General features: G+C 47.0%; 11 protein-coding genes and 1 tRNA gene. 4 read left to right on the top strand and 8 right to left on the bottom strand.

Translation table 11 applies throughout. The features are described from left to right. Positions 1-65: 65 nt before the first annotated feature. The 6 genes from QTP81_RS08560 to ftsH form a co-directional block, all read right to left on the bottom strand. A tRNA-Leu gene (locus QTP81_RS08560) sits at positions 66-151 on the bottom strand. 13 nt (positions 152-164) lie between these two features. After that, complete coding sequence (secG, locus tag QTP81_RS08555) at positions 165-539, bottom strand: preprotein translocase subunit SecG (RefSeq protein ID WP_289364936.1); 375 nt, start codon at positions 537-539, stop codon at positions 165-167. Between the two features lie 26 nt (positions 540-565). Further along, complete coding sequence (tpiA, locus tag QTP81_RS08550) at positions 566-1324, bottom strand: triose-phosphate isomerase (RefSeq protein WP_289364935.1); 759 nt, start codon at positions 1322-1324, stop codon at positions 566-568. Positions 1325-1457: 133 nt separating this feature from the next. After that, positions 1458-2801, bottom strand: a complete 1344-nt coding sequence (glmM, locus tag QTP81_RS08545) for a phosphoglucosamine mutase (protein ID WP_289364934.1) — start codon at positions 2799-2801, stop codon at positions 1458-1460. A gap of 13 nt (positions 2802-2814) precedes the next feature. Continuing rightward, a complete protein-coding gene (folP, locus tag QTP81_RS08540) occupies positions 2815-3633 on the bottom strand; it encodes a dihydropteroate synthase (protein WP_289364933.1) in 819 nt (272 codons plus the stop codon). Between the two features lie 70 nt (positions 3634-3703). Continuing rightward, complete coding sequence (gene ftsH, locus QTP81_RS08535; protein WP_289364932.1) at positions 3704-5650, bottom strand: ATP-dependent zinc metalloprotease FtsH; 1947 nt, start codon at positions 5648-5650, stop codon at positions 3704-3706. A gap of 487 nt (positions 5651-6137) precedes the next feature. On the opposite strand from ftsH, the gene yhbY reads away from it, so the two are divergent. After that, entirely contained in the window at positions 6138-6434 is a 297-nt protein-coding gene (yhbY, locus tag QTP81_RS08530; protein WP_289364931.1) for a ribosome assembly RNA-binding protein YhbY, read from the top strand. A gap of 34 nt (positions 6435-6468) precedes the next feature. Beyond that, the gene (locus tag QTP81_RS08525; protein WP_289364930.1) at positions 6469-7248 is read left to right on the top strand and encodes an SDR family NAD(P)-dependent oxidoreductase; all 780 of its coding nucleotides are present in this window, start codon (positions 6469-6471) and stop codon (positions 7246-7248) included. Here the strand turns inward: QTP81_RS08525 and QTP81_RS08520 are convergent, their stop codons facing one another. Both QTP81_RS08520 and QTP81_RS08515 read right to left on the bottom strand, forming a co-directional pair. Then, the gene (locus QTP81_RS08520; RefSeq protein ID WP_289364929.1) at positions 7249-9132 is read right to left on the bottom strand and encodes a family 16 glycosylhydrolase; all 1884 of its coding nucleotides are present in this window, start codon (positions 9130-9132) and stop codon (positions 7249-7251) included. A gap of 139 nt (positions 9133-9271) precedes the next feature. Next, positions 9272-11665, bottom strand: a complete 2394-nt coding sequence (locus tag QTP81_RS08515) for a Lon protease family protein (RefSeq protein ID WP_289364928.1) — start codon at positions 11663-11665, stop codon at positions 9272-9274. Between the two features lie 200 nt (positions 11666-11865). Here QTP81_RS08515 and leuS point away from each other — a divergent pair, with 200 nt between their 5' ends. After that, positions 11866-14475 (top strand): leucine--tRNA ligase, encoded by a 2610-nt coding sequence (gene leuS, locus QTP81_RS08510; RefSeq protein ID WP_289364927.1) that lies wholly within the window; start codon positions 11866-11868, stop codon positions 14473-14475. Continuing rightward, positions 14475-15017, top strand: a complete 543-nt coding sequence (locus QTP81_RS08505; RefSeq protein ID WP_289364926.1) for an LPS-assembly lipoprotein LptE — start codon at positions 14475-14477, stop codon at positions 15015-15017. The genes leuS and QTP81_RS08505 overlap by 1 nt, the downstream gene beginning before the upstream one ends.

Raw genomic sequence — 15017 nt, 5'->3', positions numbered from 1 at the left:
ATGCCAATTTGTTCATTACTTGGTCGAATTAATAAAAAACCCAGCTTTCGCTGGGTTTTTATATTTGGTGCGGAAAGCGGGACTTGAACCCGCACGAGCATAGCTCACTACCCCCTCAAGATAGCGTGTCTACCAATTCCACCACTTCCGCAAATTTCCTAATTCTAGTTGGGTACGTCTGAATCATCTTCAGCTGGCTGCGTGTCCTGAACAGGCACATCGCTATCGTCAGCTGGAGTGACATCTGAGACAGGGACTTCAGAGACTGGTACTTCTAGATTTTGCCACTCGTCTTCGGCCTTATCTTCTTTTGCTGTCATGCCACCTAACGTTAAGCTGATAACAAAGAATAGCGTCGCTAAAATGGCTGTGGTTCGCGTCATAAAGTTACCAGAACCGCTGGAACCGAATACAGTGTTAGAGCCGCCACCACCAAATGAAGCGCCCATATCAGCACCTTTACCTTGTTGGATTAATACAAATCCGATGAGCATTAATGCTACGAGTAAATATGCGACAATTAAAACTTGATATAACATTTAATAAACCTCTTGCGTTTGCCAGTTTAGCTCTTTGCTGCCTGACAAATCGCTGCAAAATCCTCTGGCTTCAAACTGGCACCGCCAATCAAACCACCATCAATATCCGTTTGCGAAAACAATTCTTCCGCATTACTTGGCTTCACACTACCGCCATACAACAACCGTATACGCGCAGCCGCATCGGCACTTATGGCAGCAATTGCACTGCGAATAAATGCATGCATATCTTGCGCCTGTTCGGGTGAAGCAGTAACACCTGTACCTATCGCCCAAATTGGCTCATAAGCGATTACCACCTGAGCCAACTCGTTTAAATCTACCGTGCTAAATAACGCACTTAACTGGTCAGCAACAAACGCTTGCTCTTGACCTTGCTCGCGAACCTCTAAAGGCTCACCAACACAAGAAATCGGGATAACACCTGCCGCCAACAACGCTTTTGCCTTATCAGCAATCAACTGATTGGACTCGTTGTGGTCGGTGCGACGCTCAGAATGACCAACAATCGTATACTGGCAACCCGCTTCTGCCATCATAGTGGCTGACAAATCGCCCGTATGGGCACCTTCATCTAGAGCACTTACGTCTTGTCCCGCAACTGCAAAGCCCAATGGCTTCATCAGCGTATTGGCTGTACTAATAAATACAGACGGTGGACAAATTACACGTTCACAATCGAACTCTCGCTTATCAGCAAAGTAACCAGAAAACTCATTAAGTAACGCTATGCTACCGTTCATTTTCCAATTACCAGCTACCAGCGGCTTACGTACATCAGTCATTTAACAGTCCTTTAGCCGCTATAAAAAGCGGGCGAGATATTAACGATTCCACTTACAATATACAAGTGGTTTACCGACAAAAATCGATGTGACCACTCGACGCAAAGCGAATAGCGCATCAATCGTTCATATATTAACCAGCAACGCGTTGCACAACCTCAGAAATATGGCTAGCCCACTGCGTTGAAAGATTGTCATCATTTGATTCAACCATGACTCTGATCAGGGGCTCTGTACCGCTCTTGCGCAACAATACGCGACCGTTTTTGCCCAAGCCCACTTCAGCTTCTTTCACCGCTGCCAGTACATCTTTATGAGTAATTGGGTCAATATCGGTTTTTTCAAATCGAACGTTTTGTAGAACCTGCGGATATTTTTCAAAGCCTTTCGACAACTCATTTAACGTCATTTGCGAGCGCAACATAGCTGTTAACACCTGAAGGCCAGCAATAATACCGTCACCGGTGGATGAAGTCGCCAAGTTAAGCACGTGTCCAGAATTTTCCCCGCCAATATGCCAGCCTTTCTCATGCAAAAGCTCCATAACATAACGGTCACCGACATTACTGCGCGCGAATGGAACACCCAATACCGATAACGCGACTTCTAGGCCTAAATTACTCATTAGAGTACCCACAACGCCACCCGATAAACGGCCCGCACGCAACGCATCACGCGCAATGATATAAATAATTTGGTCGCCATCAATAACATTGCCCAAGTGGTCAACCATCATGATCCGATCGCCGTCACCGTCAAGCGCAAGACCTAAGTCTGCCTTGCTCTTTTTCACCTCATCGACAATGGCTTTCATACTCGTAGCGCCAACTTTGTGATTGATGTTCGTGCCATTCGGCTCAGTACCAATTTCAATTACGTCAGCGCCCAACTCGCTGAGTACGTTGGGAGCGATATGGTAAGTAGCACCATGAGCACAATCGACTACGATTTTCAGGCCTTTCAGTGAAAGCTCCGTAGGGAAAGTACCTTTACAGAATTCAATGTAACGACCTGCAGCGTCGTTTACCCGTATGGCTTTACCAAGCTTATCTGACGCTACACACGTCATTGGCTGCTGCATTTGCTCTTCAATCGCCAGCTCAATCGAATCGTCTAGTTTGAAGCCATTGGCAGAGAAAAATTTAATCCCGTTATCATAGTAAGGGTTATGCGAAGCACTTATCACAATACCGGCTTCAGAGCGGAACGTTTTTGTTAAATACGCAATGGCTGGCGTTGGCATTGGACCTAATAGACCGATATTTATGCCCGCAGCCGACAAGCCTGCCTCAAGCGCAGATTCCAACATGTAGCCTGATATTCGGGTGTCCTTGCCGATTAATACTTTATTTGTTCCCTGTCCGGCTAGTACTTTACCTGCAGCCCACCCTAGTTTGGTTACAAACTCAGGGTTAATTGCACTTTCACCGACCTTACCGCGAATTCCATCGGTTCCAAAAAACTGACGTTGGCCCATGTGTCCTCTCTTGTTATTGGTAGTTTTTCGTTGCTGCTACCACTTTTAACGCATCCACGGTCTCATCAACATCGTGAACGCGGATCAAGTGCGCACCAAAGTTGGCAGCTATTGTAGCTGCTGCAACGCTAGACGCCAAGCGCTGTTCAACAGGTTTATCGGTAACCGCGCCAAGCATAGATTTGCGAGAGATCCCGATAAGCACCGGTTGCCCTAATGCTAAGAGCTCAGGCGTAGCATTCAGTAAGGTGTAGTTATGCGCCACTGATTTGCCGAAGCCAAACCCAGGATCTAATGCAACCTCGGCACTATTGATCCCACCGTTCACACAAGCCTGTAAGCGTTCTTGCAAAAACGCCTTTACGTCAGCAACAACATCAACATACGTCGGGTTTTGCTGCATTGTGCGAGGTTGCCCTTGCATGTGCATTAAACAAACCGGTACTTGATACTCGGCAACTACGGCTATTGCGCCGTCGGCGCGCAGTGCATTAACGTCATTGATCATGCTCGCACCTGCAACAAGCCCCTCGCGCATAACCTGTGTCTTACTGGTATCTAAAGAGATGGGCACATCTGAACGTGCACGTATCGCTTCAATCACAGGAATAACGCGATCTAACTCTTCACTTTCGCTCACGGCCTGAGCACCGGGACGAGTAGACTCACCACCAATATCAATGATGTGAGCGCCCTGCTCAATCATTCGCAATGCTGATTCAACCGCATTGTCATAAGTCAGATTGACGCCGCCGTCTGAAAATGAATCCGGCGTGACATTTAAAATCCCCATAACCTGTGGTGAGGTGATTGTGGTAAGTGAAAAACCCATCTGTTTTACCTAACTTTTTGCATAAAAAAACGCCAGCAATAGGCTGGCGTTTTGATTAAAAACTTATAACTTAGTGCGTTGCATCACCAGGTTTGCCGTCTGCAGCGTCTGAATCGTCAGTACCATTAACGTCCTGTTTGACCTCAGCGCCACCACTTGGCTTGTCATTATCGTTTTGCTTCGATGCATCCCAATCCGCCGGCGGACGAACGTCAGTACGTGCCATTAGGTCGTCAATTTGTTTTGCGTCGATAGTTTCGTATTTCATTAACGCGTCTTTCATTGCGTGTAATACGTCGATATTTTCTTTGAGGATATTCTCGGCACGCTCGTAGTTGCGGTCAATCAGTGACTTGATTTCCGCATCAATTGCACGGGCCGTATCATCAGACATGTGTTTTGCCTTCGACATACTGCGACCTAAGAACACTTCGCCTTCTTCTTCCGCGTACAACATAGGCCCCATCTTATTCGAGAGCCCCCATTGCGTTACCATCTTACGAGCAATATCGGTGGCGCGCTCGATATCGTTCGATGCACCGGTTGTAACTTTGTCATCACCGTAAATCAGCTGCTCAGCAATACGGCCTCCGAACAAACTTGAAATCATACTTTCAAGGTGTTGCTTGCTATGACTAACACGATCTTGTTCTGGCAAGTACATGGTTACGCCCAGCGCTCTGCCGCGCGGAATTATTGAAACCTTGTAAACCGGATCATGCTCAGGCACCAAACGTCCAACAATCGCGTGCCCTGCTTCGTGGTAAGCTGTCATGGTCTTTTCCTCTTCAGACATGACCATCGACTTACGCTCAGAGCCCATCATGATTTTGTCTTTGGCCTTGTCGAACTCTTCCATCGACACTAAGCGCTTGTTGGAACGGGCAGCAAACAAAGCAGCTTCATTAACTAAGTTGGCCAAGTCTGCACCTGAGAAACCAGGTGTACCGCGGGCAATCACTGAAGCCTCAACATTGTCGCCAATGGGCACCTTGCGCATATGCACTTTAAGGATCTGTTCGCGACCGCGAATGTCCGGCAAGCCAACAACGACCTGACGGTCGAACCGACCAGGACGTAACAATGCCGGGTCGAGTACATCGGGACGGTTAGTCGCAGCAATAACAATAATGCCTTCGTGACCTTCGAACCCATCCATTTCAACCAACATCTGATTTAGCGTTTGCTCACGTTCATCGTGACCACCACCGAGGCCAGCGCCACGCTGACGCCCAACGGCATCAATCTCGTCGATAAAAATAATGCACGGAGCAGATTTTTTAGCCTGTTCGAACATGTCACGTACGCGGCTTGCACCCACGCCCACGAACATTTCGACAAAGTCTGAACCTGAGATGGTAAAGAATGGTACTTTCGCTTCACCAGCTATCGCTTTTGCGAGTAGGGTTTTACCCGTACCTGGAGGGCCTACCATCAATACGCCTTTGGGGATCTTTCCGCCCAACTTCTGAAATTTTGAAGGGTCGCGCAAGAAATCCACTAGCTCTGCGACATCTTCTTTCGCTTCATCACAACCTGCAACATCAGCGAATGTAGTCTTGATTTGGTCTTCACCCAGTAGGCGCGCCTTACTCTTGCCAAACGACATTGCTCCGCGACCACCGCCGCCTTGCATTTGACGCATAAAAAATATCCATACGCCAATAAGGAGTAACATTGGGAACCACGAGATAAAAATTGTACCCAGCAACGACGGCGATTCAGGCGGCTCGCCGAGCACCTTAACGTCTTGCTTGATCAGATCAGAAATTAGTTGCTCGTCGAAATAAGGTATGTAGGTGATAAATGTATCGCCATTTGTGCGAGTACCGCGAATTTCACGCGCATCACTATTAATTCTAACTTCACGAACATTGCCTTGATTCACTTGGTTAATGAATGTCGTGTAGTCAGTCTGAGTACTGTTTGATTCACCGGGTGAGAAACTCTGAAATACCGACATCAACACTACGGCTATTACTAACCAAAGAATTAAATTTTTTGCCATATCGCTCAACGGATTAAACCTCGTTTATTGTTGCCACTATTACTCCCTTCACTGAGACCTGACGATGTTTGAATAAGTTTCGTTAGGCTGAGCCGAAAGGCAATAATCTTATGTGAAGTAGTTTACAATACTACACCTTATATCTGGCCGCCACCCAATACACCTGTTTCGGTCATACTCTTGAACCACCAGATTTTTGCGTTTAAAAAAGCAAACGCACGTTTTGCTTAGCGAAAGATCACCATGATCCCTTCGCCGTGAAAAAACTCAAATACACATACGCTATTAGCAGCGAGAGCAGCCTTACGCACTTCCCGCTTTATACGCAATTTCCGTTGATTCTGTTCAAAAGTGTTCTCCAAGTCGGCGCATATTGCTAATTGGAGTACGTGTTTTTAATCTTTCAACGCAATCTATGTCGTATTGCATGGGAGATGGCGTTAGAATAGCGTTTTTCAAGTGACAATACGTCATCTAATTGTAAGAAATTGGTACAATGAATTTATCCACTAAACAAAAACAGTTTTTAAAAGGCCTAGCACACGACAAAAAACCGATTGTGCAACTAGGCAATAACGGCTTAACCGAAGGCGTATTAGCCGAAATTGAGAACGCGTTGAGCCATCACGAGCTCATTAAAGTAAAAATTCCGACGGACGATCGCGACGAAAAGGCGCTCATTGCAGATGCTATAGTGCGCGAAACTAAAGCGCATAAAATTCAGGTGATCGGACACACACTAGTGCTATACAAGCCCAGTGAAGAAAATAAAATTGCGCTGCCTAAACGCTAATTAAAAAAACTAAACCCTACCAAAAGACAGAACTATGCAAATTACAACAACAATGACGGCAATCGTTACTGGCGGTTGCTCTGGATTAGGACACGCCACTGCCGTTGCTCTGCGCGCGCAGGGAATGAACGTAGCCATATTCGATATGAACGAAGACGTAGGCGCAGATCGAGTGACTGAACTCGGTACTGAGCAAACGCGCTTTTATCGCGTCGATGTGAGAGATAGCGCTGCAGTTGAAGCTGCGGTAGCTGAAGTTGAGCAAGATTTTGGCGACTTGCGTTTGTGCGTCAACTGCGCGGGAATTGCACCGGCTAAGCGAGTCTTAGATCGCGAAGGCAATCCAATGCCATTGGACGATTTTGCCAATGTCATCAATATCAATCTAATTGGCTCGTTCAACGTCGCGCGCGCTGCAGCGGCTGCTATGGCTAAACTAGCGCCACTCGGTGAAGCACAAGAGCGTGGATTAATCATAAATACTGCTTCGGTAGCTGGTTATGAAGGCCAAATTGGTCAAACAGCTTATGCCGCGAGTAAAGGTGGCATTATCGCTTTAAGTTTGCCGATGGCGAGAGATTTGTCGAAAGTTGGGATCCGCGTCAATACCATAGCGCCGGGTATCATGGGTACACCGATGTTACTGGCTATGCCTGAGAATGTGCAAGATGCGCTAAAAGCTAACGTACCTTTTCCTGACCGTTTAGGACTACCAGAAGAATTTGCTAAATTAGCCATTCACATGGTTGAAAATGCATATTTAAATGGTGAAACCATTCGTTTGGATGGTGCTTTGCGGATGCCACCAAAGTAATTAACGTAAAGTACAAAGGCGTCTGCGACTTACAGCTAGCAGCAGCACTCCCAGCAGCACCCCTATGCTTCCACCCGATGCGTCATTATCAGGTGTAGGTGTCACGGGTGTCGTTGGAGCTGGTGTTGTAGGTGTTTGAGTCTGTACCGTTAGATTGAGGCTGTTTTCAGCAGTTAGTGTTGGCGAGCCATTATCGGTTACGTTTACCGTAACCGTGACGTTACTCCCGGTAATTTCACTAGGCTCGATTGCAATGCTGAGCGCTTGCTCTGAAAAACTTGATACTCCTGTGACTTGCCACGCGACTGTGTGAGAATCCGTCGTATTAGGATCAGAAATTGATACGGCAACATTAACCGTGCCATTGTCAGGGACAATTTCACTTATACTACTGCCGTTTTGCGTGGCGCTCAGTGATGCCACAGGAGCTAGATTGCTCTCCGACTCACCGCTAAAGTATATATTGTCGAGATATACATCCCCATTGCCTTCTACCTTCAACTGAAACGTATTAGTTAAATCAACGTTGACGAAGTGTGACAAGGGTATTTTATAACGCTGCCAACTCTGTTTCTGAACAGCGAAATCATATGGGGTTTCAACGGGTCCAGGACTTATCAAGTAAATACGCAAAGAATCGGCGTTGTAAGTCCAGTAATCAACATGAAAGAAATCTAATTCAGAAACATCTTGGCGATTGCTGTCAAAATCTGTGCCCTGATAATTCAAGCCCTCGTACTTTAAAACGCTGTTACCCGCGAGGTCCACTTCGCTTACCGCGGTTGCTTGCCCCCAATCGGGGTTGTAATCAATACCTGTGATGTTGGTGTAACTGTCACTGTACAGCGAAATGACATTTTCCTCCGGCTCCACCGGCGCACTAGCACCAGCAAGCGGCTCTGTTTGGATCTGGCAGCCGTTGAAGTCAACCGTTGCCCCCGCTGGCGTATTTGGACATTGGTCAACACTGTCACTAACACCATCTCCATCGGCGTCTTGTAATACTGGTGAGCTTTCATTACAGCCTGTCTCGCTATTAGCCGTTGAGCGCGTGCAGTGAGCAACGTAATCCACTTCCATAGTGGCTTGGTTTAAGGCTGGGTCAATGTTTCCACCTAGATTGCCGCCCATCGCGACATTAATTAGCACAAACATGGGTTCTTCGTACTGAGAACAGTTCGACATATCGTGCTGCACCACCAGCGTATCATTCATATAAAAAGCAACGCTGTCAGGCGTCCATTCCATCGCGTAGGTATTAAACTCAGTAACGTCGGTTACACCACCAGGATAGTCCGGACGAAACTCCCCGCCGCAGCTAGCTACGTTAAAAAAGTTGGTGATGTAACTTGCGCCAGAGTTGCCATACCACTCCCAAACATCGATCTCCCCAGCCCCCGGGTTTGGCCAATTCACAAAATCATTATCCCCTTTATAGGGCTGTTCTGCGATGCGATTTTCCAACATCCAGAAGGCTGGCCAAGAGCCTCCCTCTAGGTTGAGAAAGCGCAACCTCGCCTCAACCCGACCATATAGAAACTCTGCTTTGTCTTTGCTATTTAGTCGTCCAGAAGTCCAAGTGCGTTGTTCACCGCCCAACCCCGGACACGCAATATCCATACGTCGAGCAGTGATTTTTAGCGTACCATCTGATACTTCGTAGTTGCGCTGTGCCGAAGACTCATCGTCTGTATAGCACTGTACTTCGTTGTTGTAATTGGCTTGAGTTTGCGCTGTCCAATTATCCCAATTAACGCCTGTACCGTCGAACCTATCAACCCAAGTGAGCTCCCAGCCTGCATTTGCCGAAAAAGACATAAGTGCAAGGCCGATAATGAAATGGTTGCGTAGGCTTGTGACCTGTAAAAATTTCGTTAGTCGCATAAAATAGCCCGCAGTTAATGAATAACTTGCCACATTGAAGCCCAGTTAGATATCAATGCAAGTGCGAAACGCTCAAGCGGACTTGTTAAAGGGTAAGTGCGTCATTGAAGTTATTAACTTAAACAACACACTTTGTCGGCTAATCAGGCGCACCATTGACGATGTTGGCAATATTGTACAGCCGATTGACCGCTTCGTAGTTCACACTGCCTTTGGGATAACGGTCTTTAGAATTGAGCTCACCAGCATCACGGCCCGTTAACAAGCATACAGCTTGGTCAACAGTTTCAACGGCATAAATATGAAACTGCCCGGCTTTAATCGCATCCACAACAATGTCGTTTAACATTAAGTTGATTTGGTTAGATGCCGGGATGATAACCCCCTGATTACCGGTTAAACCACGGTGCATACACAAGTCGAAGAACCCTTCAATTTTTTCGTTTACACCACCAACCGCCTGAACCTCACCGTATTGATTAATCGAACCAGTAATGGCCAACTCTTGTGTTGCCGGAATTTCAGTTAACGCCGAAACCAAGGCAATTAGCTCACCCAATGAGGCACTGTCACCGTCAATGTGACCGTAAGACTGTTCGAGCGCAATATTTGCCGATAGTGTTAATGGAAAATACTGTGCGTATTTATTCCCCAAATATCCCGTTAACAGCATAACCCCTTTACTGTGAATGGGTTGTCCTAGTTCGACCTCGCGCTCGATATCAACCACGCCGGAAGCGCCGGCATAAACCGTGGAAGTGATCCTAGCCGGTGTGCCAAAGGTGGTATCGCCTATTTCCAACACCGTTAGACCATTGACCTTACCTACTGCCTTACCCTCCGTAGCGATGAGTACATGGCCCTCTTTGATATCATCGAGTAACGCGCCACGCACTCGACCAGTTCTGCGCCGTTTAGCTGCTAACGCGTCTTCAATATGATTGATATCAAGCACCGAGCCTTCGTTATCCTGAACGAAAAAGTTGGCTTCCTTTAGCAATTCTATTACGTCAGCAAAGCGTGCGGATAGCTTTTGTTGGTGCTCAGCCATGCGCATTGAATACGTCACCAAACGACTCATCGCAGCGCTACTGATACCTTCAAGACCTAGTAATAAAACTTGATGGCGTACGCGACCGACAAAATCACGCAAATTGTTTTCATCCAGATTGATTTCATGGTCGAAATCAACCAATACTCGAAACAACTCGTCAAACTCATCATCGTAATCTTGCAACGTGTAATACAGATCGCGAGACCCCATCAGTATGACTTTCACATTGAGATCTATCGGTTGTGGCGACAAGGTAATTGAGTTCACCATTCCCACATCTTGTTGAGGCGAGTCCATCTTTAATGTCGAGAACTTCAATGCCAGTTTGAGTGACTCCCATACATAAGGCTGCTGCACCAACTTATCTGCATCCAGCAATAAATATCCACCATTCGCGCGGTGTAACGCACCCGGTCTGATCATCGAGTAATTGGTATACGCAACGCCTTGTGACGAGTTGTATTCAATTTTTCCAAATAGATTCTGATGGGTTGGATTCGGTTCGTAGATTACTGGCGCTCCGGCAGTAATATCGTGGGAGACAATAATGTTGGGTAAGAACTGCTCTTCAAGAAATGATTTGCGATCCAGTTCATCAGGCTTTTCGTCTTTACCTTCCATCGCGAGAAGTTCAAGTACAGTATCAATCAGTGGTGCTTTGATTTGCCGTAAGTGTTTCAGAATACCTAACTGCGACGCGTATTTGTGCTCAAGGTTCTTCAACAAAGGGCGTATACCCTGCTCTGCCGTTGCGCGCTTGAGTTCGCGCAGTTGCTCTGAGTGCTCGCGCTTCCACAATGGCAGCTCAATAAGAGCCTCACTCAATTTATCTTCCAATGTATCAATCAGCTGATAAAACCCTGCACGCGTTGCATCGTCTAATTGACTGAATTCGGCATCATTGATTGGCTTGCCATTAACGATTGGAGAAAAAGTGATAGTGCCGCCATCTTCGTATAAGGCAATGTTTTGTGACTGGGCAATTTGCTCTACTGCATCGATTGCGTGATCGTACTTAAGCTCAAAATTACGCGCTATTGCAGCTTTCCTGCGCTGATAACCCGGGTTTTCAAATGCTGCGGGAAAGGTGTCTAATACATCGTCGATTAACGCGACTAAATCGTCTAGTAAGCGTTTGCTGTCACCGGCGGACAATCGCAGTGCTAACGGCTGGCGCTCTTCATCAAAATTATTAATGTAAACCCAGTCGTCCGGTGTGATCTTATGCTTAACCGCTTTTTCAACGTAATCGTGCACCAAGGTATAACGCCCCGTCGCTTGCTCGCCCATGACATACAAGTTGTATCCTGTGGCTTCAATGCCAAGCCCGAAGCGCAAGGCTTCACGCGCCCTTGCTTGCCCAATAAAGGTAGCTTGTAGCGCACTTTCATCTTCCATAAAGCGTTGAATTAGCGCTTCGCTTGGCTGTGCTTTAAGTTGCTCGTAGGGAATCGCGTCTGGGACTAGGGTCTTTTTCATTGGCGTTTATTATTGTGTTTTTTTATTGGCGTTTTAATACAGTGTACACTGCTGTAAATCGCTTGTGTGCATTGTCCTAATTTTTTTCTTAATTGCCTTATTCAGCCCTGTTGTTGGCGCGCACTCTGAGGTATTCTTTACGGTTTGAAGAAGTTTGGCGTTTGAGCGCCGTTTTAAAACCAAATGGAATCCTAAGCTGCATGTCAGATAAGCAATATGACCACCAACAAATAGAACAACAGATTCAGCAACAATGGCACGAAAGCGATGTCTTCAAAGTCGACGTCGATGACAGCAAAGAGAAATTCTATTGCCTATCTATGTTCCCCTATCCAAGTGGCAAATTACACATGGGCCACGTGCGCAATTACACGATCGGTGACGTAATTAGTCGTTATCAACGCATGCAGGGCAAAAATGTCTTACAACCCATGGGTTGGGATGCCTTTGGTCTGCCCGCTGAAAACGCGGCAATCAATAATAAAACGGCTCCCGCTAAATGGACTTACGCCAATATCGATTACATGAAGCAGCAACTGCGGTCATTGGGTTTTGGTTACGATTGGTCACGTGAAGTAACCACCTGTAAGCCCGATTACTATCGCTGGGAACAATGGTTCTTCACCCGTTTGTATGAAAAGGGTTTAGTGTATAAAAAATTGGCGACGGTCAATTGGGATCCGGTAGATCAAACAGTGCTTGCCAACGAACAAGTTATCGATGGGAAAGGCTGGCGCAGCGGCGCAACGGTTGAACAAAAAGAAATCCCGCAGTGGTTTATTAAAATCACAGATTACGCTGAGACCCTATTGAATGATCTTGATGGCCTAACGGATTGGCCAGAGCAAGTGGTCGCGATGCAGCGCAACTGGATAGGTAAATCAGTTGGTGCAGATATTCGTTTTGCGTTACCTGAGTCAATCGCGGGTCTGGATGCCATTGAGGTGTATACCACACGTCCAGATACACTCTTTGGCGTAACCTATGTTGCCGTAGCAGCTCAACACCCATTAGCTCAGTATGCCGCTGCACAGAATGCCGAAGTTGCGGCGTTTGTTGAAGATGCAAAACACACCAAAGTAGCAGAAGCTGAACTTGCCACGATGGAAAAAAGAGGCTGTGCGACAGGCTTGGAAGTGATTCATCCGCTAACAGGTGAACGCGTTCCAGTATGGGTGGCTAACTTTGTTCTAATGGAGTATGGATCTGGCGCAGTTATGTCAGTGCCTGGGCATGACCAACGCGACTGGGAATTTGCGACCAAATACGGCTTGCCGATTAAACAAGTGGTGGCTGCTAATGAAGGTGCAGATATCACTGATGTCTCCTCCGCCGCGATTACCGAAAAAGGTCAATTGATCAATTCAGAGCAATACAGTGGCATGGATTTCACAGCCGCGTTTGATGCGATTTGCTCGGCATTAGAATCTGCCGAAAAAGGCCAACGTACGACGAATTACCGCTTGCGCGATTGGGGTGTATCTCGTCAGCGCTATTGGGGCGCGCCAATTCCTATGATCAATCTACCTGATGGTTCTGAAGTGCCCGTTGCTGCCGACGATCTGCCCGTGCAATTACCAGAAGATGTGGTGATGGACGGCGTTACCAGCCCGATTAAAGCAGACAAAAACTGGGCTGCAACAACAGTCAATGGCGTTAATGCTCAACGTGAGACTGATACGTTTGACACTTTTATGGAATCTAGCTGGTACTATGCACGGTACGCTTCTGCACCGTCAGATGCAATGCTAGACCCGCGTGAGAGTAATTATTGGTTACCTGTCGATCAATACGTTGGAGGCATCGAGCACGCCATATTGCATTTACTTTACTCGCGCTTTTTCCACAAATTGTTGCGCGATGAAGGCCTGGTTGATTCAGACGAGCCATTTAAACGCTTGCTGTGCCAAGGTATGGTTTTAGCGGAATCATTTTACCGTGAAGACAGCTCAGGTAAAATTACTTGGTATGCACCAGCTGACGTCGAACTGACCCGTGATGACAAAGGCCGGGTGACCGCGGCTACTCTGAAAGCAGATGGCCAACCTGTCGTGCCAGGCGGCATGACAAAAATGTCTAAGTCAAAAAACAACGGCATCGATCCCCAGCACGTTATCGACACTTATGGTGCAGATACTGTGCGCTTGTTTACGATGTTTGCCGCGCCACCTGAACAAACGCTTGAGTGGATTGATTCAGGTGTGGAAGGATCGCATCGTTTCCTCAAACGCCTGTTCCGTTTGGTCACTGATAATCTTGATTCATTAAGTAATGCTGAAGCCTTATCAGCTGAGCAGCTGAAAGGTCTTAGCAAAGCGCAAAAAGACTTGCGCCGTGAAGTTCACCGTACAATTGAAAAGGTCACTGATGACTTAGGTCGCCGTCAAACGTTTAATACAGCAATAGCGGCGATAATGGAGCTTTTGAATCACTTGCAAAAAGCGCCGGTGGATGATGCTGTTGATTGCAGTATTTTAGCCGAGGGCGTTATTGCCACCATTCGCATGTTGAATCCAGTGACTCCACATATTGCACAGCACTTGTGGACCTTACTCGGGCATTCAGGCTCAATCGAATTAAGTGGCTGGCCTGAAGCTGATAAAGCAGCATTAGTGGAAGATGAGAAGCTCATTATTGTGCAAGTTAACGGCAAAGTACGCGCCAAGATCACAGTGGCGGCTAGTGCAGACCAAGATGCGGTCAAGCAAGCGGCTATGGAACAAGAAAACGTACAGAACTTCATCGCAGGTAAAACGGTACGTAAAGTGATTGTTGTGCCAGGTAAGCTAGTTAATATTGTGGCTAACTAATGATGAAATATAGACTTTTGTTGTCGTTTTCTCGGTTGCTTGTGTTGAGTGTTGTGCTGCTCAGTATCAGCAGCTGTGGCTTTCAATTACGTGGCTCACAGCAATTTCCGGAGCATATTCAGCTTGTCGAAGTGCGCAGTTTATCTGCGCATGACCCACAAGCTCGCGCTTTGGCCGAACGACTCCCGGTCTATCAACTTGGTTATACCCGAGCAGCCGCTCCCGCGGATATTGCCAATACAGTTATAATCGAATTGCGTCCTGAAAACCTCGACCGTCGATTGCTATCTGTTTTTCGCACGGGGCAGGTCGCCGAATATGAGCTTATTTATCGCGTTGACTATCGCTTAACTTTTCCGGGGCAAGAGCCGGTAAACGCAGTCGTTGAGGTTTTACGTGAGTATCAAGATGATCCCGATCAGGTATTAGCAAAGTCTCGAGAACTCGATTTAATCCTTGACGAAATGCGCGCTGAGGCGGCTGATCGGATTATACGATTGATGGCTAGTCAAGCCTCTGTACCCGCGGTTGCCGTAAACTAG

Origin of the sequence: Neoalteromonas arenosi, from assembly GCF_030362855.1 — a bacterium.
Lineage (GTDB): Bacteria > Pseudomonadota > Gammaproteobacteria > Enterobacterales > Alteromonadaceae > Alteromonas_E > Alteromonas_E arenosi.
Note: the sequence above shows the minus strand (reverse complement) of the source record. Positions and strands in the feature narration are given on the sequence as shown.

Excerpts from the sequence above, each read along its gene's own strand:
- secG (WP_289364936.1), bottom strand. The coding sequence starts at position 539 with ATGTTATATCAAGTTTTAATTGTCGCATATTTACTCGTAGCATTAATG.
- tpiA (WP_289364935.1), bottom strand. The coding sequence starts at position 1,324 with ATGACTGATGTACGTAAGCCGCTGGTAGCTGGTAATTGGAAAATGAAC.
- glmM (WP_289364934.1), bottom strand. The coding sequence starts at position 2,801 with ATGGGCCAACGTCAGTTTTTTGGAACCGATGGAATTCGCGGTAAGGTC.
- folP (WP_289364933.1), bottom strand. The coding sequence starts at position 3,633 with ATGGGTTTTTCACTTACCACAATCACCTCACCACAGGTTATGGGGATT.
- yhbY (WP_289364931.1), top strand. The coding sequence starts at position 6,138 with ATGAATTTATCCACTAAACAAAAACAGTTTTTAAAAGGCCTAGCACAC.
- QTP81_RS08525 (WP_289364930.1), top strand. The coding sequence starts at position 6,469 with ATGCAAATTACAACAACAATGACGGCAATCGTTACTGGCGGTTGCTCT.
- QTP81_RS08520 (WP_289364929.1), bottom strand. The coding sequence starts at position 9,132 with ATGCGACTAACGAAATTTTTACAGGTCACAAGCCTACGCAACCATTTC.
- QTP81_RS08515 (WP_289364928.1), bottom strand. The coding sequence starts at position 11,665 with ATGAAAAAGACCCTAGTCCCAGACGCGATTCCCTACGAGCAACTTAAA.
- leuS (WP_289364927.1), top strand. The coding sequence starts at position 11,866 with ATGTCAGATAAGCAATATGACCACCAACAAATAGAACAACAGATTCAG.
- QTP81_RS08505 (WP_289364926.1), top strand. The coding sequence starts at position 14,475 with ATGATGAAATATAGACTTTTGTTGTCGTTTTCTCGGTTGCTTGTGTTG.